Below are 19,240 nucleotides of genomic sequence, written 5' to 3'. Positions count from 1 at the left end.
AAGCCACTGTTGAGTGGCTTTAATTTGGTTGACGAAGGTTAGCCTAGCTAAGCATCTCGATTTATTTGCTTTTCTTCTTCATAAATCCTTCGTTCCTCTCTGGATAAAGGGTCGTTCTTTCTTTTGCTATCAAGTGCTTCTATCTGAACTCCTGGAGAAAAGATGCTCTTGACGGAATCCCAAAAGACTTCCCATGGGGTGCGAGGTTGTGAAAGCATATTAAACTCCAATTATCTTCCGTTGAGGTAGGGAGGAGGTGTGTCCCGCAGTTCAGCAGAATCCACATTTATAGTAAATTCTGTGTCCCAATCGCTGATTTTTTTCTTGCGTGGTGGGTCAGGTGTGCGGAAATAGTCATCGTTAGATACAGCATGACTATCAACATCTGGAAGAGAATTTTTATTTTGGCGGCTAAATGAGCCTTTTGTGTCTTTGACTTTCATGTGGACCTCCGGTCCTGTGTGTTGACCGAAAACGACCAACTTTTTTCACACTACTCTGATTTCCAGCGGAAAACCGTTTGGGTAACAACAATTACCTATATGTAGAAGCGGATCAGGGCAGTGAAGCCCGTCGCGAGAGGGCGCGTCTCGCGCCCTGCATCCATGCCCTCAGGAAATGTCAGGAACTGCTCGCGGTCTTTGCAAACGATCCATCTCGGGGGAGGTTATGAAGAAAAAAGACCCCTGGCAGTCTCGCATCCAGGGGCTTGGGGAGCCGCCTAGGCTTGGCGCGCACCCCCTTGCGTGGTGTATGGGCCGGTCGTTGCTTAACTGTTGGCCGTTCTTATAAGACGCTGCTTCCGGACCTTGCGGTATCTCCAGGCCGCAGGCTGGCTTGGCTGCGCGAGAAGGTACCAGGACAGCGTGCTGCACGCGCTGCGCTCATGCCTCGGGGGTCAGGCGGCGGGCGCGATCAGGAACTGCTCCCTGTCCTTGTCCACAATCCAGTTCGGCGGCTTGCCCCGGCCCGTCCAGGTCGCGCCGGTCTCAGGGTCACGGAACTTGGGCTCGCCCACCGAGCCCTTCGTCTTACTGCGGCTGGCAGGGAACACGTCCTGCTCGGACAACTCGTATTGCTGAATCAGGGCGCGCACCTCTGCCACCGCGCCTGCCTTCTCCGTCTTCATCGCTTCAGCGATGCGTGCATCCAGCTCGGCCTTTTGCTGCAGCAGGGTCTTGTATTCGCTCATTGTTTTTTCTCCAGTAGGGTTTCGATAAGTGGGGCCCTTCTTTTGGTAGGGCCATGGATTAAAAGTTCTGGTCATGCCGCAATTGCGGCCGCCAGGAGGAATGCACCGGCAAAGCCAGTGCTGCCGGCCAGCAGGCTCATGCCCGCGAGGCCAAGGAAAACGCTGCGAATGCTCATGGCTGAGCTTGGAAGCTATCGCGCACGTCGGCGATATGGGCGATCAGGCCATCGCAGAACGCCGCGAAGCTGGTGGCAGGCATGTGCACGGCGCCCCGGTCCTTGACGGTCTGAACGCCCACCGCGTTGGCGGTCGTGGCGCTGATCTCGAAAATGCCCAGGCGCGCGTTGATCTGGCCCAGCTTCAACGTCTGGCCGCTGGCCACCAGTTCCTGCAACTGCAGCTGGTCCAGCGCTGCAGGCTGCAGCGCAGGGATGGGCGCCATCTCCACCTCGACATGCAGATCAGGCTGCGTGGCCAGGTCGAAGCCGATCAGCTCAGGTTGCGGCGGTGCCTCGACGCGGGCGGCAGGCGCTGGTTCCGGATGCGTGGCCGCGAATTCCGCGATGCACTGCGCGTAGTAGGCCCGGGCCAGTTTCAGCTTCACGTCCATCTGAGCCTCCAGCGCGCGGTCGCGCTCGATGGCCCATGTGGTCAGGCGCATGTGCTCGGGGATGTGCTCGACCAAGTGAAGCTGCTGCGGCTCGTACTGGCCCAGCAGTTCCTCGGGCGTGTTGACCATGGCGTAGTTGACCTCCCAGCGGTCCATGTCCCACAACCGCATGTAGCCGCGCATCTGCCACTCGTAGAGCGAGTCTTGGCAGTCACGCACGAATGCGGGGAAGGTCTGCAGGCTCCACGAGCATTTCAGGTCGTGGCCGCAGCGGCGCGGCCCCAAGTCCACGGTGTCGGCTTCTCCCGTGATCTGGCCGTCGCTGCGCCGTTCGGTGTTCTTGACCAGGGCCAGTCCGCGCACGCGGTTCAGCAGGGCCAGGCCTTCCGCTTCCACAGCCTTGCCCTTCTCGGTGTACTTGCTCGAAAAGTTGAAGTCCACGCCCCATATTTCCTGCCGCACCAGCTCGCGGATATAGGTCTTGGCGCCTTCGCTGAGCGTGCGCAGCTTGAGGTCATCGAGCAGGGCCTTTTCCTGGTCTGTGCGCTCCTTCTTGGCCTGGATGGCCTCGACCTCGGGCGTGATCAGCGCGGGGTCGATGCTCGCGGGCGCGGTCATCAACCTGCCGATGCTCGAGCAGCGAAACAGGATGGCCCTCATGGCGCGCCTCTTGTGGCGGCAGCGTTGAAGGCGATGAGGCCGGCGCGGTCTTCGGTGAGGGCAGCACGGCCTTCGCGGCAGGCCTCGGCGAACTTGTCGGTACCGCGCACGCTGATGATGTAGTCCACCCAGCCCTGAGCCAGTGTGGAGAGTGGTGCGGTCGCGCCGCCCTGGCCGTCGTCGTCCTCGCCGGCTTCGGCCACGCCCGTGATCTGCTTTAGCGTGTGGCGCTGTAGGTAGGTCGTGGTGGAAATGATGGCCTGGATGGCGTTCTTGCCGCCTGTCTCGTCGGGTTGGGCCGTGATCGAGATCTTCTCGCTGTGGCCCAGGCGATGCCGCAGCCAGCAGGTCACGGTGATGTCGCGGCCCGCCTGGCTGGTCTCCCAGGATCGCGAGAAGCCATGGGCGGACAGCTCCGGGCCCACGGCTTGCACCACGTCGTCCAGTTCGGCGTGCATGTAGCTGGTCCTGCCCTTGGCTGTGGGGAAGTCCACGGCCTTGCGCTTCATGATCCTGATGCCCTTGGCCTGGAAAGCGGCCAAGGCTTCGTTGTAGGCCTTCTCGGCCTCTCGGCGCTCGCCACGCTCCCACAGATCCATCAGCTTTTCGATCTGCTCGGGCGGCACGCCGCGCTCTTGGAGCGTCAGCAGGAAGTGCGCAGCAGGGGACATGATCAGGGCAGCGGACGCGACGTTTGCCGGCGGCATCAGTTCAATGGCTGCCGCTTCGGTTTTGGAAACAGCGTTCATAGGATCCTCGCGAGTTGTGTAAAAAGAAACGCCCGCAGCCGCGGGCGATGGTCGGCGCCGGCGCGGCGCTTGGTGAATGGGACGGTCATTCCGGGTCTTCCGGATCGCCGCGCATTTCCCTGACGAATGCCAGGTAGCGGGCGCCGCCAGCGGGCCACGCCCTGTCCAGCTTCTGTGCGGTTTCCTCAAGCCACTCCATCAGTAGCGGCACCTTCTCGGCGTCGGTGAGTTCGGAGAGCTTCATGGCTTTTCGCGGTGGCATTCCACGACGCTCTCGCTCACCCATTCCGCGTGCATGCCGGGGCACGCCAGCGCGCTTACAGTGGCGGGCGGGGCCTTGCCGGGCTCATCGTCCAGCGTAGCCTGCAGGCACAGCAGGCTGATGCCCAGCAGCATGGCAATCAGCCATGCGAGCGGCGGCGGGTCCGGGATTTCGTCATGTTTGTGCATGGTGGCTCCTCGATCAGTGGCGGTTTCGTTGAAGGTCCGCGATGTCTTCGCGGGCACGTTGGCGGGCATAGGCACGCAGCCACTCGTCCATGGAGTTGCCCATGACTGCCAGCTGCGGGTGTTCGGGGTTCAGGCTCTGGCCCATGCGCTCGCTGGCGGCGGCGATTTGCTTGGCCAGCTCGTACTGCGCGGCCTTCAGGGCCTCCTGCACAAACTCGGCAGTGAAGGGCGGGCCGTAGTACTCGCGGACGTAGGTGTCCAGTTCGGCGTCTTCTGCCTCGGCGCGGTCGTAGCGCGCCGCGTTCTCCGCAGCGGCCACCGAGGCCCAGCAGATAGAGGGGAGTCGTGCATTCATGTGGGCCTCCGGAAATGAAAAAGGGCCTGCGTGTGCAGGCCCTTGTGGGTGGGTCGATGGAGCCGGGTCAGAACCCACTCCAAAGGTTGAGATTGCCGGATGGCTCCGGCTCCATCGCGGCGGCGTCCTCTGAAAGGGCGCCAGCGTGATGGCCCTCTTGCGAGGGCATTCCGGATGCGCTCCGGTGGGCGTGTTGTTCTGGGCTTTTCTTTTCTTGGCATCCCAGTGCATGCCTCAAGCCGTATTTCTCCAATCCCCCCAGCTCAGGGTTCTGCGGGGCCTGTCCCAGTCTCCCGGCAGCTCTTACCTGCGTAAGCAGAGGCTGGTTCAGTGAGGCAGTGCGCCGACGACCTTTTGTATCCCGCTGCCGCCCGCGGTGCCTGTGTTTACCCAGCCGTGCGGCTGCATGAACGTGGGCGGCATGTTGGTGGCGCCCGTCAACGGCGAGATTGCTGCTGACGGTTTGGACTTTATCAAAAGATACTGATTTATGCAATATCAAAAGATACTTTCTTCGGCAAAAAAAAAGGTCAGCGTCGGCGTCAACTGATGCGTGCTGACCTAGGTTCATGAAGGGGTGTGATGTGGCAGCGCTTCCGTTGCTTCGTGCAGCATGCTGTAGGCCTGCATCAGCACGCTATGCACGGAAGCATGTTCATGCCTCAGAGATGAAGCACACAGTTCCACCAAGTCGGCGGCACTTTCAATACGCCCTCGCGCGAAAGCTTCTTGCTCCTGCACAGTGCCAAGGCAGAGTAGACCGCCGCCGTAGTGATGTATGGATCTGGCCGACCGCGTCGGACTGGAATCTTCGCCTGTGCTCACTCTTGCCTCTGAATACTGTGAATACGTACAGTATTCCCGGGCGAGAGAAGTTTGTCAAATTGAAACTTGATAGCAGGCTTCTATTGCTGGCCACGCAGTTGTGGTAGGTCTAGCATCCCACGAAGTAGGTTTTCGATCCTGCGGACCTCTGTGGGGTCGAGTTTTGAAATCGCGGCGACGACCTCGCGAGACAAGGCTAGTTCTTGGAAGCGTGCATCGCTGAACCATCCAGCGGCCCCTGGCAACTGCTCGCATTGCGCGATGGTCTTCTCTGTGATCGGTCGCAAGCCGTTGACCATGTGATTGATGTATGCGCCGTCCTTGTAGCCGATGGCTCGACCTAGGGCTGCACGTCCCCCCATGTGTACGGCGAGGGCCTCGAGCCTCTCGCGGCGGAAGTTGCTCTGTTCATCGTTGTCCATGCAGGACAGCTTAGAGCGTGCGTATCTAACGATACTGTTTCTGGTGACTATCAAAAGATATCCAAAGAAGTATCAAAAGATATAGAATTCGAGCATGACTACACCAAAGCCATGCAAACCTTGTGAGGAACTACGGCAGTTCCTCGAAGCACCAGGTGCACCTTCCATCGCCGAATTTCGAGAGCTGGCTGGGGCCAAACAAGATGCTCAAGTTCGACATTGGCGCGACGGTGTGCGGCGGCCCAAACCCAAGACGGTCGTTCGCATTGAACGGGTGACAGCGGGGAAGGTGCCGCGCCATGTCTGGTATCCGGATGACTGGCAGGAAATTTGGCCGGAGTACGAGCCGAAGGGAGTGCCGCATGGTTAAGCAAGGGCACCCCGCAGGTCCTATGCGGCGCGCTGCTCTGCGGCTTGTTGCCTTCGCACGAGCCAGCGGCCGCACCAGCTGCTCGGACACCATGGAGCTTCGCCAACAGTGCGACGCCAACACACTGCGCGTGCTCGACGCGCTGGCCAGGGCCAAGGGCATGGAGCGCCCGGTCTACATCGAGGCGCTGCTGGAAGAGCATGCGAAAGAAGCGTTGCATGAGGCCAGTCTGATCCTGCGCCAGTTGCGAGGCAATCCGCTGCTGGTGGAAGCGCTTGGAGCCCCGCCGGAGACCTTTGGTCTGACTGCGGCCGAGGAAGAGGTGGGGAATGCCCGAGCAACAGCTTCCTGAACCCCTCGTACCCGCTGACTGCGACTTGAGCGACTTCCCGTACATGGAGCTGGATGTTCGGCGCCTGCGCGACTCGCGTTTTGCATCGACGCCCAACGGTGATGCGTTCCGCGCTGGCGTGCTGCTGTGGTGCGCGGCCTGGCACCAGATTCCCGCTGCCTCGCTGCCCGATGACGACGTAGAGCTGGCCAACCTGGCCGGCTACGGCCGCATGCCTATCAGCGTGCGCGAATGGAAGAAGGTGCGGGCCGAGGCCCTGTCTGGCTTCGTGAAGTGTAGCGATGGTCGTCTGTACCACCCCGTGATCGCTGAGAAGGCCGTGGCTGCGGGTGCGGCGAAGCGGCGGCACGCCTACGGAAAGTTCCTGGACCGCCTGCGGAAAGAGAACAAGGCGCGGGAGAAATCCGGCAAGCCCCTGTTCGGAATTCCAACGCCGGAGCAGTGGAATTCCGGCGCCTACCCCCACGGAATTCCACCGGAGCCCCAAGCGATTTCCGCCGGAAATCGCCCGGAAAACGGTGCGACTTCCGGCCAAGTTCCAGCGGAAAACGCTCTTAGAGGGAACAGAGAGGGAGAGGGAGAGGGAACTCTTTATTCCGTAGCTAACGCTACGGGCGGCGGCGCCGCCAAGCCGCCAGGCGAGATGACGAAGGACGAGCTGTGGCGCGCGGGCAAGTCGCTGCTGGCCCAGGCAGGCCTGCCGCCGGCTCAGTGCGGCTCGTTCGTGGGAAAGCTGGTCAAGGACTACGGCGACCAGATCGTGGTCGATGCCGTGCGTGCTGCGGTCGTGGCGCGGCCGGCGGACCCCGTGGAGTACCTGAAGGCGACTTGCATGCGGGAGAAGGGCGAGCGCGCCACCCGGGGCAGCAACAAGCACAGCGCCGCCTATGCGGCCATCGTGGGGGACTGAGCAATGCAAAAAATTTCTGCGCTGGCACCGGCAGCGCTGCGCGATGGTGCGCGAGAGCCGGCGGACCAGGCTGCCGCGAACCCGGCCGTGAAGAACCTGTTCCTCGTGATGCAGGGCTGCTACGGGTCGTTGTTCCTGAGCAAGTTCGCCACGGGCGTGTTGGACGACCAAGGCCGCGACCTGGGCGTGCGCGCTGCGATGCGCGTCTGGCGCACGACGCTGGCCAAGTACACGCCCGACGTGATCGAGTCCGCTGTGGCGCGCCTCACGGCAGAGCACCCGGACTACCCGCCACATCTGCCGCAGTTCGAGGCCATGTGCAGGGCCGCCACGCCCCGCAAGACGCACGCCGAGGAGCATGGTTGGCTGGCCCTGCCTGCACCCAACGCAGCGCCTGTGCATGTCCAGATCGAGCCGCAGGGCGATGGCAAGGACTGGGCCCGCCGCATCGTGGCGCGCGTGCAGGCCGGCGACCAGACGCTGACACGCACGGCCATCCGCGCCGCGATGCAGGCCCTGGGCATGGAGGGCTGGCCGCGATGACGCTCCTGCAGCTGCTCAAGACCGGCGCCGTGCTGCGCTACCGGCCCGGGTTCCGCTTCTACGCGGTCCAGCGCGGCCGTGAGATCCCCGTCAACCAGGTGGAGGCCGAGGCAGCCGTGCGCGCCGGCCGCGTCCGCCCCGAAAGCACCGGCCCTGATGGGTTCGGCGTCTACCACTTCGCTCTCAGGAACACCCAATGATCCGCAGGTTTGAATTCGACCGCGACCAGGTGCTGGCCACTATTGAGGCCGGCCCGGTGCAGTACGCCGCCCTGGCCGGCACCATGTCCGATCCGGCCCGCGCCCAGCTGCGCGCCATCATCGATGAGCTGATGGGCCAGGGCCTCATACGGCTGATCCAGCTGGACCGCTTCCCGCACTACGTGGTCACCGATTGGGTGATGCCCGACGAGCTGCGCCTGCAGCTGATCGAGGGCAAGTGCAAGCGCACCGTGGACGGGTGCCTGGTCTGGACTGGCTATATCGACCCGCGCCGCGGCCCCATGGTGCGGTTTGGGCCGGACGGCCCTCCCACGGCGGCCCGCCGCGTGGTCTGGACGATCAAGCGGGGTCCGCTGGGCCTGCAGCAGACAGTCCGTGCGGGCTGCGATGACCCAGCATGCGTGGCCTATGAGCACATGAAGCTCGGCACCCGCGCCGACAAAGCGCGCGGCCGCAGCCTCACGCCGTTGACCAGGCTGCGCATAGCCCGCGCACAACAGGCAGCGCGCGGCAAGCTGGACCTTGAGAAGGTGAGGGCCATCCGCGCGAGTGCTGAATCGGAGACTGTGCTGGCGGAGCGCTACGGCGTCTCCAAGCCCACCATTGGCCAGATCCGCAGGAACGAGACGTGGCGGGAAGAGGGCGGCATGTTCACCGCGCTGATCCCAGGGAGGGCACGGGCATGAGCGTGATCCTTGGAATGGACCCTGGAGCCAATACGGGCGTGGCCGTGTTCGTGGACGGCCAGCTGGTGGAGCTTCTGACGATACCGCCGCACCACATCGAGCGCACGCTGGCCGCACGCATGCCGTCGCGCGTGGTCTTCGAGGACAGCCGGCTGCAGTCGCACACCTGGACGCGCGGCAAGACCGGCGCCGCCAGCGCCAAGATGGCGCGCAACGTGGGGCAGGTGGATGCGCGCTGCGCCGACATCACGGCGCACTGCGCAGATCTGGGCATCCCTGCCCACGGCATCAGCCCGGCAGGGAAGGGTGGCAAGCTGGATGCGCGGCGCTTCGCGGCCGTAACGGGCTGGACGGGCCCGAGCAACGAGCACAGCCGCGACGCGGCCATGGTGGCCTGGCCCTATCGCCGCGCGGCTGATCTGCGGGGAGGTGGCCGTGGCTGAGATTGCCCTTCACGCCCATTGGGACGGCCCCGAGCAGGCCCGGGCCAACTTCCTGCAGCGCGTGGCGCCCTGGTGCATGCAGCAGTGGGAGGCTGGCCGCCGGCTGGAGGTGTTCGTGCGTCTCCACGAGGACGCCAAGACCGACAGGCAGCGGACCTTCTATCACGACTTCGTGCTGGCCGAGATCTCGCGCCAGGTGGTCATCGACGGCCGCCGGCACTCGAAAGCCACCTGGAAGGAGCACTTCCGCGCCGAGTACCTGGGCAGCCGCGCGGTGACGCACCATGACCCGATCAGTGGCGCCACGACCACCACGCAGGAGCGCATCAGCACGGAGAGCCTGGGCGTGCGCGAGTACGGCGACCTGATCGACCGCGTGATGGCCCACGCCATCAACGAGCTGAACGTGGAGTTCCCGGCGACCTTTGAGGAGTGGGAGCGCGAGCAGACCCACCCGGACACGGGCGAGGTGATTGGCGGGGTGTGCCCATGACCGCGCGCAAATGCCTGTTCTGTGGCGGTAAGGCCCAGCTGCTGTGCGATACGTGGCTGGGCTGGGAGCGCAAGCGCGGCGAGCTGGAGAAGAAGGCGCCGCACCTTTTGGCGGCGCCGCCGCACGCGATCCCCATCCGGTACCGGGCAGTCCATACCTGCGATGCGCCGCTGTGCCGGGCCTGCGTCCACAGTGCTGGAGCGATGTTCATCCGAATGCGTGGCTATGGCGCCTGGGCAGAGAGCATCGACTACTGCCCAGGCCACGACAGCGGCGACCGCAGGACCGAAATCACCGGGCTGCAGGCCGAGGCCATGCGCGCCCGCTGGCGTGCCGGTGCGCTGGCTCGCCGTGGGCTTGTGGAACAGGGCGGCCAGCAGCTGGGCCTGTTCATGGAGCAGCAGTCCTGATGCGCCGCACTGCCTTCAAGTCCGGCGGGGCAGGGTTCCGCCGGCGGGCCGCTCCTGCGTCCCGTGTCGCCCACGAGCTGGCGCGCGAGCAGCGCCTGGAGGCCCGCGCTGCCCGCGCCATGGCCGAGGCCCGGCCGCGCGCTGCCACTATGACGCTCATCGACCAGCACCAGGTCGTGCCCGCGCCGAAGACCGTGGCCCAGCGCAACCCGCGCCTGCGTGCCTTGGCCAAGGGCCAGCAGTGCCTGCTGCTGATACCGGGGATCTGCACGAACGACACCACCACGGTCGTCTGCTGCCACAGCAATCTGTCCATCCACGGGAAGGGGGAGCGCAGAAAGGCTGACGACCACTACAGCGCCTGGGGCTGTGCCGCGTGCCATTCCTGGCTTGACCAGGGGCCTGCGCCTGCCGCGCGCAAGGAAGCCGCCTTCATGGCCGCGCACCTGCGCCAGGTCTTGGCATGGCGTGCGCTGGCCGGTGCTCCCAACACCGATGCCCGCGACCGCGCCGCTGTGCTGTGGGCGCTGGGCCTGCTGAATGCAACACCGATTTTTTTCTGATACGGGGGAGAACATGACCACGATTGCCCGATACAACGCCCTGCGCCGCGAGCTGCTGCAGGTTGAACTCGATCTGGCCGCGTCCAAGCGCGCCTACCTGTCGGACGGCATCTACGGGCCGCGTGGCGCCCGGGCCGTGCTGGAGGAACGCCGCGCCGCGTTGCGTTTGGAGATTCACGACCTGCGCGAGGTGGTGGAGGAGCTGCGAGAGGCCGCGTTCAAGGCGAAGAAGCACCAGTTCCTGCTGGCCCTGATAGCGAGGTGCGAGGAGCAGGGGCGCCATGACCTGGTGCGCGCCGCGAGCGCCGAAGCATCGGAATGGCTACGCGATCAGGGAATGGCCCAGGCCTACAGCGCGAAGGTGTGACTTCTTGAGCTGCATGGACTGGATGGCTGGCCAGCTGGAGGGCTGGCACGAGGAGGGGGCGCGGCACAACAACCCGCGCCCTGCGGGCGTCATCCGCCCGGGCAGTGGCACCGACGTGCTGCTGCGGTTTCTACGCCAGGCCCCCGGGCGCTGGTTTTTCCATGCCGAGCTGGTCCTGGCCCTGGGCCGCAGCAAGGGGGAGATCGATTGGGCGCTGCAGTACCTGGTGCGCGAGTGCCAGGTGGAAAGCCGGCTCACGGAGCTGCCGGCGCGCAAGCCAGTGCATCGCTACAGACTGAGAGAGGGATCGACAACATGACCATGACCACGGAACGCCAGCCGCAGGCGGGCGACATCTACGCATACCGGGAGGACGGCGCTGTGCTGTTCATTCCGCCCACACGCCAGCTGACGACCTGGCGCGGTGGCAACCTGCGGCGCATGGCCATAGGCTGCGCCGTACTGGTCGTGGCCCTCGTGCTGGGCCTGACGCTGTGGCAATGAGGATGATCCAGGTGCGGCCCGTTGGAGGGAGCTACCGCCGTGCCATGGCCCAGGTGGCGCGCATTGAGGCCACGCCCGCCGCGATCCTGGCGCACTTCTGTGAACTGCTGGAGGGAGCGCGGATCTCGGGAGAGGTGACAGCAGAACGAGCGGGCTACGACCAGCGCAACGGCTGGGACACGTTCACCGTTCTGGTTGGTGGGGTGCCCTGCTGCTATGCCGATGGGCCGATTTGAGTGGTGTGTTCTGGCTCCGGTGCGGCGTCGATCTGCTGGCGTATCCAGGCGGCGCCTCCCAGCCTCCGCAGCTTTTCGCGCTGCTGCTCTGTGACGGGGATGTTGACGGCCTTCATGGGCGTGTCATAGAGGGCTTTGCGCCCACCACCAGGGGCGCGAGTACGGGGAGGGCTCGGATTGGTCATGGATTCATTCTATTTCATGCGCACAAATTAACCTGCATGTTTGCTGGGGAATTCTTGCGCTTTTTTATTTAATGCGCACAAAATAACGAATCGCAATGAAAGGCTCCCATGACACCCACCCCGAACCCCATCTTTACCTTGCCAGGCTTTCTGGCCGCCGCGCATGCACTCTTGGCCGCGCAGCCAAAGGGCACAGGCTACCGGCACCAAGAGGGTGTGGTGCTGCTGCTTGATGGGGAACTGTGCCTGTTTCAGGAGGGGGAGGGCATCGAGGACCCCGCCGTGTGTGACACGTCAGCTTGGGAAGAGTCGGCCGCAATTGAGGTGGCTGCTCTCAAGCGACGGGAACTGGTGCAGCGGTTCCAGCCCTGCGAGGTCGAAGCATTCGAGAAAGGCCTCGTATGACCGCTAACACACTGCCAGCACCGGGGGCGCGTGTGCACATCGTGCAGCAAGGCATGCACTACTTCAATGGCACAACGCTATGCCATGTGACCGATAGGTGGGGAACGCATGCCCTCGTGCTGCTCGACTGTGGCGCCGTGAAGCGCTGCAACGGCCTCACTGAAAGGGGTTTAGGCTGGTACAAAGGCGCCAACCCCTACGCGCACGGGCCTGACTTCTCGCCGGCAATGCTGTCCGACTAGTAGGGCCCAGATACCCCAGGGACACTGCCCCGAGCCTCACGGCCGGGGCTTTTCTTTGCCTGTCCCACTTTCAGCGTGCCAAGCCTGACACGTTCAGCAGGATGAAGAAGCAACCTGCCCGCAAGACCGCGAAGACCACCAAGGCCAAGGATGGCGCGGCACCGAAGAAACAGCACATCACCACGGAGGACCGGCACAAGGCCTTTGCACGGGAGTATGTGGCCCTGGCCTTCAACGCAACGCAGGCGGCCATCGCGGCAGGCTACAGCGCTGCTACGGCGGCTTCGCAGGGTGCGCGCCTGTTGAGAGATGTCAAGGTACAGGCGTATGTGAAGGAGTTCAGCCAGGCGGCGGTCGCTCGGGCCGAGGTGCAGGCCGAGGACGTGGTGCGCCGGCTGAACGACATGCTGATGGCCGACCCCCGCGACCTGGTTGAGGTCTACGTCTCCGCCTGCAGGCACTGCCACGGTGTGGCTCATGAGTACCAGTACACGCTGGCGGAATACAACGCAAAGCGCGAGAAGTGGCTGGACGCCGGCAAGGCGCCCCAGGACTTCCCCGAGCTGGGCGGTGTGGGCTACGACGCGAACAAGCCGCCAGTGCCGGAGTGCCCGGAGTGCTTCGGTGCTGGCCGACCGCGCGCAATCCTCAAGGACACGCGCACCATGCCACGCGGCGCCCTTGCACTGTTCGCGGGCGCCAAGGAGGGCAAATACGGGCTGGAGATCAACGTGCACAGCCAGCTGGATGTGGCAGAGAAGCTGATGCGCTACCACGGCCTCTACAAGCGCGACAACGAGCAGCAGGGCGGCGGGAACGGCGTGGGCCACTTCGAGGTGCATTTCGTGGAGGCCCCAGCGCGGGAGCACGACCCACGCGATGGGGAGGCCGCATGAAGCTGCCACCGCCAAACACCCGCCCGTCCATCCTCGCGCTTTCCCTGGATGCTGCGCTGGCCGGCGAGGACCTGGAGCCGGACTTCGCCCAGGACTACGAGGTTGACCGATCGCGCGTTCGGGTCGAGTTCCCCGCCAAGCTGCGCGGCCTGTGGCAGCCCAAGCGCTTCAAGGTCATGTACGGCGGGCGCGGCGGCGCCAAGTCCTGGTCTGTGGCCATGGCCCTGCTGGTGATGGGCAGCAACCGGCCGCTGCGCATCCTGTGCGCGCGCGAGATCCAGAAGTCCATGCGGGACTCGGTACACCGCCTGCTGTCCGACCAGATCGCGGCGCTGGGCCTGGGCGGCTTCTACGAGGTGCTGGACACGGAGATCCGCGGCGCCAATGGCACGCTGATCCTGTTCGCGGGCCTGCAGAGCCACACGGTGGACTCGATCAAGTCCTATGAAGCCATCGACATCGTGTGGGTGGAAGAGGCCCAGAGCGTCAGCGCGCGCAGCTGGGAGGTCCTGGTGCCGACCATCCGCCGGCCCGGCTCGGAAATCTGGCTCACGCTGAACCCGGACTTGGCCACGGACGCCACCTATGCGAGGTTTATCGAGGCCGCCGACAGCGACACCTGGCTGTGCGAAATCAACTGGCGGGACAACCCCTGGTTTCCGGAGGTGCTGGAGAAGGAGCGCCGCCGGCACTTCAAGCGCGACCCGGACACCTACTGGAACGTCTGGGAGGGCCGTCCGAAGCGCACGCTTGCCGGCGCGATCTATGCGAAGGAGGTGGAGCGCCTGTACAACGACGACCGCGTGTGCCTGGTGCCCTACAACCCCAAGCTGCCCGTGCACACGGTCTGGGACTTGGGCTGGGCCGACAACATGGCCATCGCGTTCGTGCAGCGCACGGCCATGGATTTCCGCGTCATCAACTTCATGCAGGACAACCAGAAGACGCTGGAATGGTATGTGGAGCAGATGGAGAAGCTGCCGTACCGCTGGGGCACGGACTTCCTGCCGCACGACGGCGCCCACGGCGACTTCAAGACCGGGCAGACGGCCCAGCAGATCCTGGAGGACATGGGCCGCGAGGTCGAGGTGCTGGAGCGCGCGGGCCTGGAGTCGGGCATCCGCCTGGCGCGCGGCATCTTCTCCTCGGCCTACATCGATGCCCAGCGCTGTGCCAAGCTGCTGGACTGCCTGAGCCGGTACAAGCGCCAGATCGACCCGCGCACGGGCGAGCCGGGGCCGCCGCTGCACGATGACGCCAGCCACGGCGCAGACGTGTGGCGCTACATCAACATGGCCCTGCCGCTGATGGACAACGACACTGCGGGCGCTGTGCCTCTCAGGCGACGCGCGGGCGGCATGGCACGCTGATCCCGTACCAAGCCTGCCACTTTCGCGGGCATGCCTGCATGTATCGACCTGCGCAAAGCGCACCTTCACCGCCAGCATGGGGACTTGCTGGCCGTCTACACCTGGATCAACGCCGAGCGCGCGCTGGTCCTGATTCCTGCCTATCGCCCCAAAGCCCCGTGGTACGTGGTGATGGAGAGCGCAGCCTATCTCTACGATGACCCCGCCTACCTGGCCAAAGCCTGCGAGGTGCTGGGCATTGACCCCAACCGGCCGAACTGGGTGCGCGTGGCCACCATCGTCAACGAGGGCCTGCCCGACTTGGTGAGCATGCCCAGCGAGCCCACATGGCAGCGCCCAGGCCAGGAGTTCGGCACCCTGGTGGTCAAGTCCGATGGCAAGGAAATCGCGGCCGAGGCCCTGACCATCCCGGACCTGGGGGCCGAATATGTCCCAGCTTGAGGCCCGCTTCAACCGCCGCGCGGGCGTGGGCGAGCGCATCCTGAACGATGTGCCGCTGGAGTTCGACGCCGACGAGGAGGCGCCGCCGCACCCTCTGGACCAGCCCGAGGCCCGCAAGACCCTGCGCAAGCTCCTGAGCTGGTACTACCGTGAGCGCGAGATCCAGGCCGAGAACCGCCTGCAGATGTCCATCGACGCCGACTACTACGACGGCGACCAGTGGGACCCGGCCGATGCGGCCGTGCTGGAGGAGCGCGGCCAGGTGCCCCTGGTGTTCAACGAGGTGGCCGTGATGTGCGACTGGCTCATTGGCACGGAGCGCCGCGCGCGCGTGGACTGGAGCGTGCTGCCGCGCGCCGAGGACGACGTGCAACTGGCCGATGTGAAGACCAAGGTGCTCAAGTACGTCAGCGACGTAAACCGCACCAACTTCAACCGCTCGCGTGCCTTCGAGGACACCGTGAAGGTGGGCGTGGGCTGGGTGGACTCCGGCGTGCGCAACGACCCCACCAAGGACATCCTCTACGACAAGTACGAGGACTGGCGCAATGTGCTCTGGGACTCGATGGCCATGGAGCCGGACCTGAGCGATGCGCGCTACCTGTTCCGCACGCGCTGGGTGGATGAAGACGTGGCCATCACCATGTACCCGCAGCGCCGCGACGTGGTGGAGCGGGCCGTGCTGCGCGAGGAGGAGTTCAGCGCCCAGCAGTGGGCCGAGGATGAATTCTTCTTCCAGGGCCACACCAGCGAGCGCCACGTCAGCGGCACCAGCGGCAGCTACCTGGCCGGCGGGCGCGGCAACATCGACAGCGAGGCGCGGCGCCGCGTGCGCCTGATCGAGTGCCAGTTCCGCATGCCGGCGTCTGTCCAGGTGGTGACCAGCGGCCCCTTCAAAGGCTCGTTCGTGGAGCCCTGGGACCATGCGCTGCGCGCCGTGGTGGGTGCGCACGGCGGTTCCATCGTGGAGCGTGTCGCCATGCGCATGCACGTCGCGGTCTTCACCGAGGGCCATCTGCTGGCACTGGGCCCAACGCCCATGCACCACAACAGTTTCAGCCTGACGCCCATCTGGTGCTACCGGCGCGGCCGCGACCGCATGCCCTATGGGGTGGTGCGCCGCGTGCGCGATCTGCAGATGGACCTGAACAAACGGGCTAGCAAGGCGCTGTTCCTGCTGTCCACGAACCAGATTTTTGCGGAGAAGGGCGCCTTCGATGACATAAACGAGGCGCGCGAGGAGGTCAACCAGCCGGACGGCGTGGTGATCTACAAGGCCGGCAAGAAGTTCGAGGTCCACCGCGACAGCGAGATGGCCGCTGGCCAAGTGCAGATGATGACGCTGGACGGCCAGGCCATCCAGAAGTCCGCAGGCATCAGCGACGAGAACCTGGGCCGGCGCACCAATGCCGTCAGCGGCCGCGCGATCGAGGCCCGCCAGCTGCAGGGCTCGGTCGTGACCACGCAGCCCTTCGACAACCTGCGCTTCGCTGTGCAGATCCAGGGCGAGAAGCTGCTGAGCCTGGTGGAGCAGTGGTACACGGAGGAGAAGGTGATCCGCCTGTCCGGCCACAAGGGCCGGCTGGACTGGGTGAAGGTCAACCAGCCCGAGGTCCAGCCGGACGGCAGCGTCCGCTACCTGAATGACATCACGGCCAGCATGGCCGACTTCGTGGTGGCCGAGCAGGACTATTCGGGCACGCTGCGCCAGGTCATGTTCGAAAGCCTGAACCAGCTGGCGGGCCGGCTGCCGCCCGAAGTGGCCATCCGCATCATGACGTTGGCCATGGAGTACTCGGACCTGCCGAACAACGACCTGGTGGCCGACGAGCTGCGCAAGCTCACGGGCGAGCGCGACCCCAACAAGCCCCTCACGCCCGAAGAGCAGCAGCAGGTCCAGCAGCAGATGCAGGCCCAGGCCGAGGCCCTGCAGATGCAGCAGGAGAGCGCGCGCCAGGCGCTGGCCGAGCAGCAGGCCAAGGTCCGGGAGATCAACGCTCGCGCCGAGAAGCTGGAAGCCGAGGCCGAGCAGCTGCGCGCGGCCGGCGGCAACCCGGCGCTGGCCCAGCAGATGGAAGGCGTGGCCGCCACCGTGCGCCGCGACGCCGACATGGAGCTGGATGAGCTGCGCCGCAAGCTGGCCAAGACCCAGGCCGACCTGGCCAACAAAACGCTGCAGATCAAGGGCGACCAGGACGTGCGTCTGCAGGTGGCGCACATCGAGGCCGACTCGCGCGAGCGCGTGGCCCAGATCCAAGCCCAGAGCCGCCAAACGCTCGACGCCATGTCGGGCCGGCTGAACCAATTCGACAACAAGGACTGATATGGATCGAGAAACCATCGTGCGCACGGCGGCCGTGGAGGGCGCCAAGGCCGCGCCGCCGGTCACGGTCGTGGCCACCAATGTGGCCAATGGCTGGACCATGACCCACACGGCCACGGCCCTGACCATCCTCTACGTGGTGCTGCAGGTCATCTACCTGCTGTGGCGCTGGAGCAATGAGCGCGAGGACCGCCGCGCGCGGCAGGCGCAGGAGCTGGCCGCAGCATGCGAGGCGCGGCCATGAGCGGGAGCCGAGTGCCTGCCGCAGGCCTGGGCATTGGCGCCGCCATCCTGGCGTCCTGGATCGCGGCCGAAGGATTCAGCGCCGCGCCCATCATCCCGGTGCGCGGCGACGTGCCCACCATTGGCCACGGCGCCACGCGCTACGAGGACGGCACGCGCGTGACCATGGCAGATCCTCCCATCACCAGGGAGCGCGCCCGCGACCTGGCCGTGAACCTGCTGGAGCAGCAGTACGGCGCCTGCGTGCGCGATTCCCTGGGCGACACGCTGGTGCATCCTGTCGAGTTCGCCCAGGCCGTGGACTTCGCCGGCCAGTATGGGTGCGGGGCCTGGCGCGGCTCCTCGATGCTGTCTCGCACGCGGGCCGGCGACTATGCCGGCGCCTGCCAAGCCTACCTGGCCTATCGCTACTTGACCAGTGCGCAGCCGCTGCAGGGCTACAGCGCATACCAGTGGAGCGCGGGCGGCCGGCCGACGCGGTGGCGCTACGACTGCAGCACGCCCGGCAACAAGGTTTGCCGCGGCGTCTGGACTCGCCAACAGGCGCGGCACGCCGCATGCATGGACGTGCAGCAATGAGCGTGCGCGCCATCACCCATCTGGCCGCCGTAGGACTGGCCGCGTTCCTGGCCTGGAGCTACCAGGGCGCTCGCCTGGGCGCCGACCTGGCCGAGGCCAAGCTGGAAATCACCACGGAGCGTCTGTCCGTCAGCACGGCGCAGCGCGCGGCCGACGCCCGCGTGCGCCAGGCCGAGCAGGCCATAAACACCAACTACCAGGAGGCGCTGAATGCTGCCCGAACCCGCGAGGCGCTGCTGCGCCGTGATCGTGACCATCTACTCGCTGTCTCTGACGGCCTGCGCGAGCAATCCGCAGAAGCCGCCCGCCGACTTGCCAGCGCTCCCCCCGCAGCCGTCCTTGAGTACGCCACTGCCCTCAGTGCCGTATACGACGACTGCCGCGCAGCGTATGGGGAAATGGCAGCAAAGGCTGCAGGGCACGCAGCTGATGTCCAAACCCTCGGCGCCGCCTGGCCCGCTATCCCGGGCCTGCCAGCCTCCGGCGCTATCACAGATAGCCACCCATGACACAAAACACATACGACAGCAATGCTGCGGCCATACCTGTGACTGCGCCGTGCGCGACGAGCACGCCATGCCGGCCGGGCCGTGTGACTGTGGCAACAAACTGCAGAGTCGCGCTTACGAGCGAGCGGAAGAGCAATTGGTGCCTATTGCTGACAATGCCTGAGTCGCGACAGAACCTGCGAGCAGGCCTATGTCGCGGGAAAAGCCTTTGTTGAAAAAGCTCCAACTTCAAGTCATAGATAAGTGTTTTCGGCGATTCATCTTCGCTGAGTGGTATTTTTCAGGGAAAAATCAAACAGGATTTTCTGCATTGTCACTTTGGTAGTGTGGCCATAGTGGCATTCATAATGTCAACAGTGAATTTTTCCCGCTTAAGCGCGTCGTCCGTGGGTATTCCTACCTGATCAATTATTGCCTGGCACTGCTCAAACAGTGGTATATAAGTCTTCCTATCCGAGTTTAGTATGCCAATTATTTTTGCGGCATATGCTTCAGCCTTTTTTGAATTGGGCTGTGGGACTTCAATTTTTCCGTGGCACAGCCATTTGAAGATTTGAATAATGTGCCACCTTAGCTTTGTATAATTCGGTACCCCAATTCTCTTGCCGTTAATCAATGATTGATACTTGTACAAAGAAAGTGCCGCTGCATAGTAACTGTCTCTTATACACATCTCCGAGCCCACG

The 19,240-nt window shown here is 64.6% G+C and carries 29 protein-coding genes and 1 pseudogene; 21 read left to right on the top strand and 9 right to left on the bottom strand.

The genetic code is table 11. The annotated features are described in order from the left end of the window. Window positions 1-230: 230 nt before the first annotated feature. From JHD82_RS03600 to JHD82_RS03565, 8 genes are all read right to left on the bottom strand, one after another. The gene (locus JHD82_RS03600; RefSeq protein WP_199135447.1) at window positions 231-443 is read right to left on the bottom strand and encodes a hypothetical protein; all 213 of its coding nucleotides are present in this window, start codon (window positions 441-443) and stop codon (window positions 231-233) included. 455 nt (window positions 444-898) lie between these two features. Next, window positions 899-1,192 (bottom strand): H-NS family nucleoid-associated regulatory protein, encoded by a 294-nt coding sequence (locus tag JHD82_RS03595; protein ID WP_199135446.1) that lies wholly within the window; start codon window positions 1,190-1,192, stop codon window positions 899-901. Window positions 1,193-1,364: 172 nt separating this feature from the next. Then, window positions 1,365-2,462, bottom strand: coding sequence for a hypothetical protein (locus JHD82_RS03590; RefSeq protein ID WP_199135445.1), 1,098 nt, complete (start codon window positions 2,460-2,462; stop codon window positions 1,365-1,367). Further along, window positions 2,459-3,133, bottom strand: coding sequence for an ERF family protein (locus JHD82_RS03585; protein ID WP_233174605.1), 675 nt, complete (start codon window positions 3,131-3,133; stop codon window positions 2,459-2,461). Before JHD82_RS03585 ends, JHD82_RS03590 begins: the two co-directional genes overlap by 4 nt. Before the next feature lie 163 nt (window positions 3,134-3,296). Further along, window positions 3,297-3,455, bottom strand: a complete 159-nt coding sequence (locus JHD82_RS03580) for a hypothetical protein (RefSeq protein ID WP_169807224.1) — start codon at window positions 3,453-3,455, stop codon at window positions 3,297-3,299. Then, window positions 3,452-3,661: a hypothetical protein gene (locus JHD82_RS03575; RefSeq protein ID WP_199135443.1), complete on the bottom strand. Its 210-nt coding sequence runs from the start codon at window positions 3,659-3,661 to the stop codon at window positions 3,452-3,454. Before JHD82_RS03575 ends, JHD82_RS03580 begins: the two co-directional genes overlap by 4 nt. Window positions 3,662-3,674: 13 nt before the next feature. Further along, a complete protein-coding gene (locus JHD82_RS03570) occupies window positions 3,675-4,016 on the bottom strand; it encodes a hypothetical protein (protein WP_199135442.1) in 342 nt (113 codons plus the stop codon). 905 nt (window positions 4,017-4,921) lie between these two features. Continuing rightward, window positions 4,922-5,263: a hypothetical protein gene (locus JHD82_RS03565; protein WP_199135441.1), complete on the bottom strand. Its 342-nt coding sequence runs from the start codon at window positions 5,261-5,263 to the stop codon at window positions 4,922-4,924. Between the two features lie 461 nt (window positions 5,264-5,724). Here JHD82_RS03565 and JHD82_RS03560 point away from each other — a divergent pair, with 461 nt between their 5' ends. From JHD82_RS03560 to JHD82_RS03460, 21 genes are all read left to right on the top strand, one after another. Further along, window positions 5,725-5,985 carry a hypothetical protein gene (locus tag JHD82_RS03560; RefSeq protein WP_017404889.1) on the top strand — a complete coding sequence of 87 codons (261 nt, stop codon included), beginning with the start codon at window positions 5,725-5,727 and terminating at the stop codon, window positions 5,983-5,985. Between the two features lie 25 nt (window positions 5,986-6,010). After that, window positions 6,011-6,895, top strand: coding sequence for a DUF1376 domain-containing protein (locus tag JHD82_RS03555; RefSeq protein ID WP_233174604.1), 885 nt, complete (start codon window positions 6,011-6,013; stop codon window positions 6,893-6,895). Window positions 6,896-6,898: 3 nt separating this feature from the next. Further along, window positions 6,899-7,438: a hypothetical protein gene (locus tag JHD82_RS03550; RefSeq protein WP_199135439.1), complete on the top strand. Its 540-nt coding sequence runs from the start codon at window positions 6,899-6,901 to the stop codon at window positions 7,436-7,438. After that, a complete protein-coding gene (locus JHD82_RS03545) occupies window positions 7,435-7,638 on the top strand; it encodes a hypothetical protein (RefSeq protein WP_065347027.1) in 204 nt (67 codons plus the stop codon). Before JHD82_RS03550 ends, JHD82_RS03545 begins: the two co-directional genes overlap by 4 nt. Next, the gene (locus tag JHD82_RS03540; protein WP_199135438.1) at window positions 7,635-8,345 is read left to right on the top strand and encodes a hypothetical protein; all 711 of its coding nucleotides are present in this window, start codon (window positions 7,635-7,637) and stop codon (window positions 8,343-8,345) included. The genes JHD82_RS03545 and JHD82_RS03540 overlap by 4 nt, the downstream gene beginning before the upstream one ends. Then, on the top strand, window positions 8,342-8,788 hold the full coding sequence (locus JHD82_RS03535; protein WP_026062239.1) for a hypothetical protein: 447 nt from the start codon (window positions 8,342-8,344) through the stop codon (window positions 8,786-8,788). The genes JHD82_RS03540 and JHD82_RS03535 overlap by 4 nt, the downstream gene beginning before the upstream one ends. After that, window positions 8,781-9,281: a recombination protein NinB gene (locus tag JHD82_RS03530; RefSeq protein ID WP_199135437.1), complete on the top strand. Its 501-nt coding sequence runs from the start codon at window positions 8,781-8,783 to the stop codon at window positions 9,279-9,281. Before JHD82_RS03535 ends, JHD82_RS03530 begins: the two co-directional genes overlap by 8 nt. Next, on the top strand, window positions 9,278-9,691 hold the full coding sequence (locus JHD82_RS03525) for a hypothetical protein (RefSeq protein WP_199135436.1): 414 nt from the start codon (window positions 9,278-9,280) through the stop codon (window positions 9,689-9,691). Before JHD82_RS03530 ends, JHD82_RS03525 begins: the two co-directional genes overlap by 4 nt. After that, window positions 9,691-10,254, top strand: coding sequence for a nuclease domain-containing protein (locus tag JHD82_RS03520; RefSeq protein ID WP_199135435.1), 564 nt, complete (start codon window positions 9,691-9,693; stop codon window positions 10,252-10,254). The genes JHD82_RS03525 and JHD82_RS03520 overlap by 1 nt, the downstream gene beginning before the upstream one ends. A gap of 13 nt (window positions 10,255-10,267) precedes the next feature. Next, complete coding sequence (locus tag JHD82_RS03515; RefSeq protein WP_199135434.1) at window positions 10,268-10,621, top strand: hypothetical protein; 354 nt, start codon at window positions 10,268-10,270, stop codon at window positions 10,619-10,621. Between the two features lie 13 nt (window positions 10,622-10,634). Next, on the top strand, window positions 10,635-10,940 hold the full coding sequence (locus JHD82_RS03510; protein ID WP_199135433.1) for a hypothetical protein: 306 nt from the start codon (window positions 10,635-10,637) through the stop codon (window positions 10,938-10,940). Then, window positions 10,937-11,125, top strand: coding sequence for a hypothetical protein (locus JHD82_RS03505; protein WP_199135432.1), 189 nt, complete (start codon window positions 10,937-10,939; stop codon window positions 11,123-11,125). Before JHD82_RS03510 ends, JHD82_RS03505 begins: the two co-directional genes overlap by 4 nt. Window positions 11,126-11,169: 44 nt before the next feature. Beyond that, window positions 11,170-11,361 carry a hypothetical protein gene (locus tag JHD82_RS03500; RefSeq protein ID WP_199135431.1) on the top strand — a complete coding sequence of 64 codons (192 nt, stop codon included), beginning with the start codon at window positions 11,170-11,172 and terminating at the stop codon, window positions 11,359-11,361. A 293-nt stretch (window positions 11,362-11,654) separates the two neighbouring features. Next, window positions 11,655-11,951, top strand: a complete 297-nt coding sequence (locus JHD82_RS03495) for a hypothetical protein (RefSeq protein WP_199135430.1) — start codon at window positions 11,655-11,657, stop codon at window positions 11,949-11,951. A gap of 343 nt (window positions 11,952-12,294) precedes the next feature. Next, complete coding sequence (locus tag JHD82_RS03490; protein WP_199135429.1) at window positions 12,295-13,089, top strand: terminase small subunit; 795 nt, start codon at window positions 12,295-12,297, stop codon at window positions 13,087-13,089. Next, window positions 13,086-14,459 (top strand): PBSX family phage terminase large subunit, encoded by a 1,374-nt coding sequence (locus tag JHD82_RS03485; RefSeq protein WP_199135428.1) that lies wholly within the window; start codon window positions 13,086-13,088, stop codon window positions 14,457-14,459. The genes JHD82_RS03490 and JHD82_RS03485 overlap by 4 nt, the downstream gene beginning before the upstream one ends. Window positions 14,460-14,489: 30 nt before the next feature. Then, on the top strand, window positions 14,490-14,900 hold the full coding sequence (locus JHD82_RS03480) for a hypothetical protein (protein WP_199135427.1): 411 nt from the start codon (window positions 14,490-14,492) through the stop codon (window positions 14,898-14,900). Then, a complete protein-coding gene (locus JHD82_RS03475) occupies window positions 14,887-17,223 on the top strand; it encodes a hypothetical protein (RefSeq protein WP_199135426.1) in 2,337 nt (778 codons plus the stop codon). The genes JHD82_RS03480 and JHD82_RS03475 overlap by 14 nt, the downstream gene beginning before the upstream one ends. 1 nt (window position 17,224) lies before the next feature. Further along, window positions 17,225-17,467 carry a hypothetical protein gene (locus JHD82_RS03470; RefSeq protein WP_016452823.1) on the top strand — a complete coding sequence of 81 codons (243 nt, stop codon included), beginning with the start codon at window positions 17,225-17,227 and terminating at the stop codon, window positions 17,465-17,467. Beyond that, complete coding sequence (locus JHD82_RS03465; RefSeq protein WP_199135425.1) at window positions 17,464-18,045, top strand: glycoside hydrolase family protein; 582 nt, start codon at window positions 17,464-17,466, stop codon at window positions 18,043-18,045. The genes JHD82_RS03470 and JHD82_RS03465 overlap by 4 nt, the downstream gene beginning before the upstream one ends. Then, window positions 18,042-18,554: a hypothetical protein gene (locus JHD82_RS03460; protein WP_199135424.1), complete on the top strand. Its 513-nt coding sequence runs from the start codon at window positions 18,042-18,044 to the stop codon at window positions 18,552-18,554. Before JHD82_RS03465 ends, JHD82_RS03460 begins: the two co-directional genes overlap by 4 nt. A 313-nt stretch (window positions 18,555-18,867) precedes the next feature. Here the strand turns inward: JHD82_RS03460 and JHD82_RS29840 are convergent. Next, window positions 18,868-19,240, bottom strand: a pseudogene (locus tag JHD82_RS29840) (hypothetical protein); the annotation flags it as partial.

The organism is Delftia sp. ASV31 (genome assembly GCF_016428765.1).
Classification (GTDB): domain Bacteria; phylum Pseudomonadota; class Gammaproteobacteria; order Burkholderiales; family Burkholderiaceae_C; genus Comamonas; species Comamonas acidovorans.
The sequence above is the reverse complement of the archived record's forward strand: the minus strand, read 5'-3'. Positions and strand labels throughout refer to the sequence as shown.

Bases quoted from the DNA above. Each gene is read 5' to 3' on its own strand.
- JHD82_RS03525 (WP_199135436.1), top strand. From the start codon at position 9,278: ATGACCGCGCGCAAATGCCTGTTCTGTGGCGGTAAGGCCCAGCTGCTG.
- JHD82_RS03560 (WP_017404889.1), top strand. From the start codon at position 5,725: ATGGAGCTTCGCCAACAGTGCGACGCCAACACACTGCGCGTGCTCGAC.
- JHD82_RS03465 (WP_199135425.1), top strand. From the start codon at position 17,464: ATGAGCGGGAGCCGAGTGCCTGCCGCAGGCCTGGGCATTGGCGCCGCC.
- JHD82_RS03480 (WP_199135427.1), top strand. From the start codon at position 14,490: ATGCCTGCATGTATCGACCTGCGCAAAGCGCACCTTCACCGCCAGCAT.
- JHD82_RS03515 (WP_199135434.1), top strand. From the start codon at position 10,268: ATGACCACGATTGCCCGATACAACGCCCTGCGCCGCGAGCTGCTGCAG.
- JHD82_RS03550 (WP_199135439.1), top strand. From the start codon at position 6,899: ATGCAAAAAATTTCTGCGCTGGCACCGGCAGCGCTGCGCGATGGTGCG.
- JHD82_RS03510 (WP_199135433.1), top strand. From the start codon at position 10,635: ATGGACTGGATGGCTGGCCAGCTGGAGGGCTGGCACGAGGAGGGGGCG.
- JHD82_RS03485 (WP_199135428.1), top strand. From the start codon at position 13,086: ATGAAGCTGCCACCGCCAAACACCCGCCCGTCCATCCTCGCGCTTTCC.
- JHD82_RS03590 (WP_199135445.1), bottom strand. From the start codon at position 2,462: ATGAGGGCCATCCTGTTTCGCTGCTCGAGCATCGGCAGGTTGATGACC.
- JHD82_RS03545 (WP_065347027.1), top strand. From the start codon at position 7,435: ATGACGCTCCTGCAGCTGCTCAAGACCGGCGCCGTGCTGCGCTACCGG.
- JHD82_RS03535 (WP_026062239.1), top strand. From the start codon at position 8,342: ATGAGCGTGATCCTTGGAATGGACCCTGGAGCCAATACGGGCGTGGCC.
- JHD82_RS03580 (WP_169807224.1), bottom strand. From the start codon at position 3,455: ATGAAGCTCTCCGAACTCACCGACGCCGAGAAGGTGCCGCTACTGATG.
- JHD82_RS03495 (WP_199135430.1), top strand. From the start codon at position 11,655: ATGACACCCACCCCGAACCCCATCTTTACCTTGCCAGGCTTTCTGGCC.
- JHD82_RS03475 (WP_199135426.1), top strand. From the start codon at position 14,887: ATGTCCCAGCTTGAGGCCCGCTTCAACCGCCGCGCGGGCGTGGGCGAG.
- JHD82_RS03575 (WP_199135443.1), bottom strand. From the start codon at position 3,661: ATGCACAAACATGACGAAATCCCGGACCCGCCGCCGCTCGCATGGCTG.
- JHD82_RS03470 (WP_016452823.1), top strand. From the start codon at position 17,225: ATGGATCGAGAAACCATCGTGCGCACGGCGGCCGTGGAGGGCGCCAAG.
- JHD82_RS03505 (WP_199135432.1), top strand. From the start codon at position 10,937: ATGACCATGACCACGGAACGCCAGCCGCAGGCGGGCGACATCTACGCA.
- JHD82_RS03600 (WP_199135447.1), bottom strand. From the start codon at position 443: ATGAAAGTCAAAGACACAAAAGGCTCATTTAGCCGCCAAAATAAAAAT.
- JHD82_RS03540 (WP_199135438.1), top strand. From the start codon at position 7,635: ATGATCCGCAGGTTTGAATTCGACCGCGACCAGGTGCTGGCCACTATT.
- JHD82_RS03500 (WP_199135431.1), top strand. From the start codon at position 11,170: ATGGCCCAGGTGGCGCGCATTGAGGCCACGCCCGCCGCGATCCTGGCG.
- JHD82_RS03520 (WP_199135435.1), top strand. From the start codon at position 9,691: ATGCGCCGCACTGCCTTCAAGTCCGGCGGGGCAGGGTTCCGCCGGCGG.
- JHD82_RS03565 (WP_199135441.1), bottom strand. From the start codon at position 5,263: ATGGACAACGATGAACAGAGCAACTTCCGCCGCGAGAGGCTCGAGGCC.
- JHD82_RS03570 (WP_199135442.1), bottom strand. From the start codon at position 4,016: ATGAATGCACGACTCCCCTCTATCTGCTGGGCCTCGGTGGCCGCTGCG.
- JHD82_RS03595 (WP_199135446.1), bottom strand. From the start codon at position 1,192: ATGAGCGAATACAAGACCCTGCTGCAGCAAAAGGCCGAGCTGGATGCA.
- JHD82_RS03585 (WP_233174605.1), bottom strand. From the start codon at position 3,133: ATGTCCCCTGCTGCGCACTTCCTGCTGACGCTCCAAGAGCGCGGCGTG.
- JHD82_RS03490 (WP_199135429.1), top strand. From the start codon at position 12,295: ATGAAGAAGCAACCTGCCCGCAAGACCGCGAAGACCACCAAGGCCAAG.
- JHD82_RS03460 (WP_199135424.1), top strand. From the start codon at position 18,042: ATGAGCGTGCGCGCCATCACCCATCTGGCCGCCGTAGGACTGGCCGCG.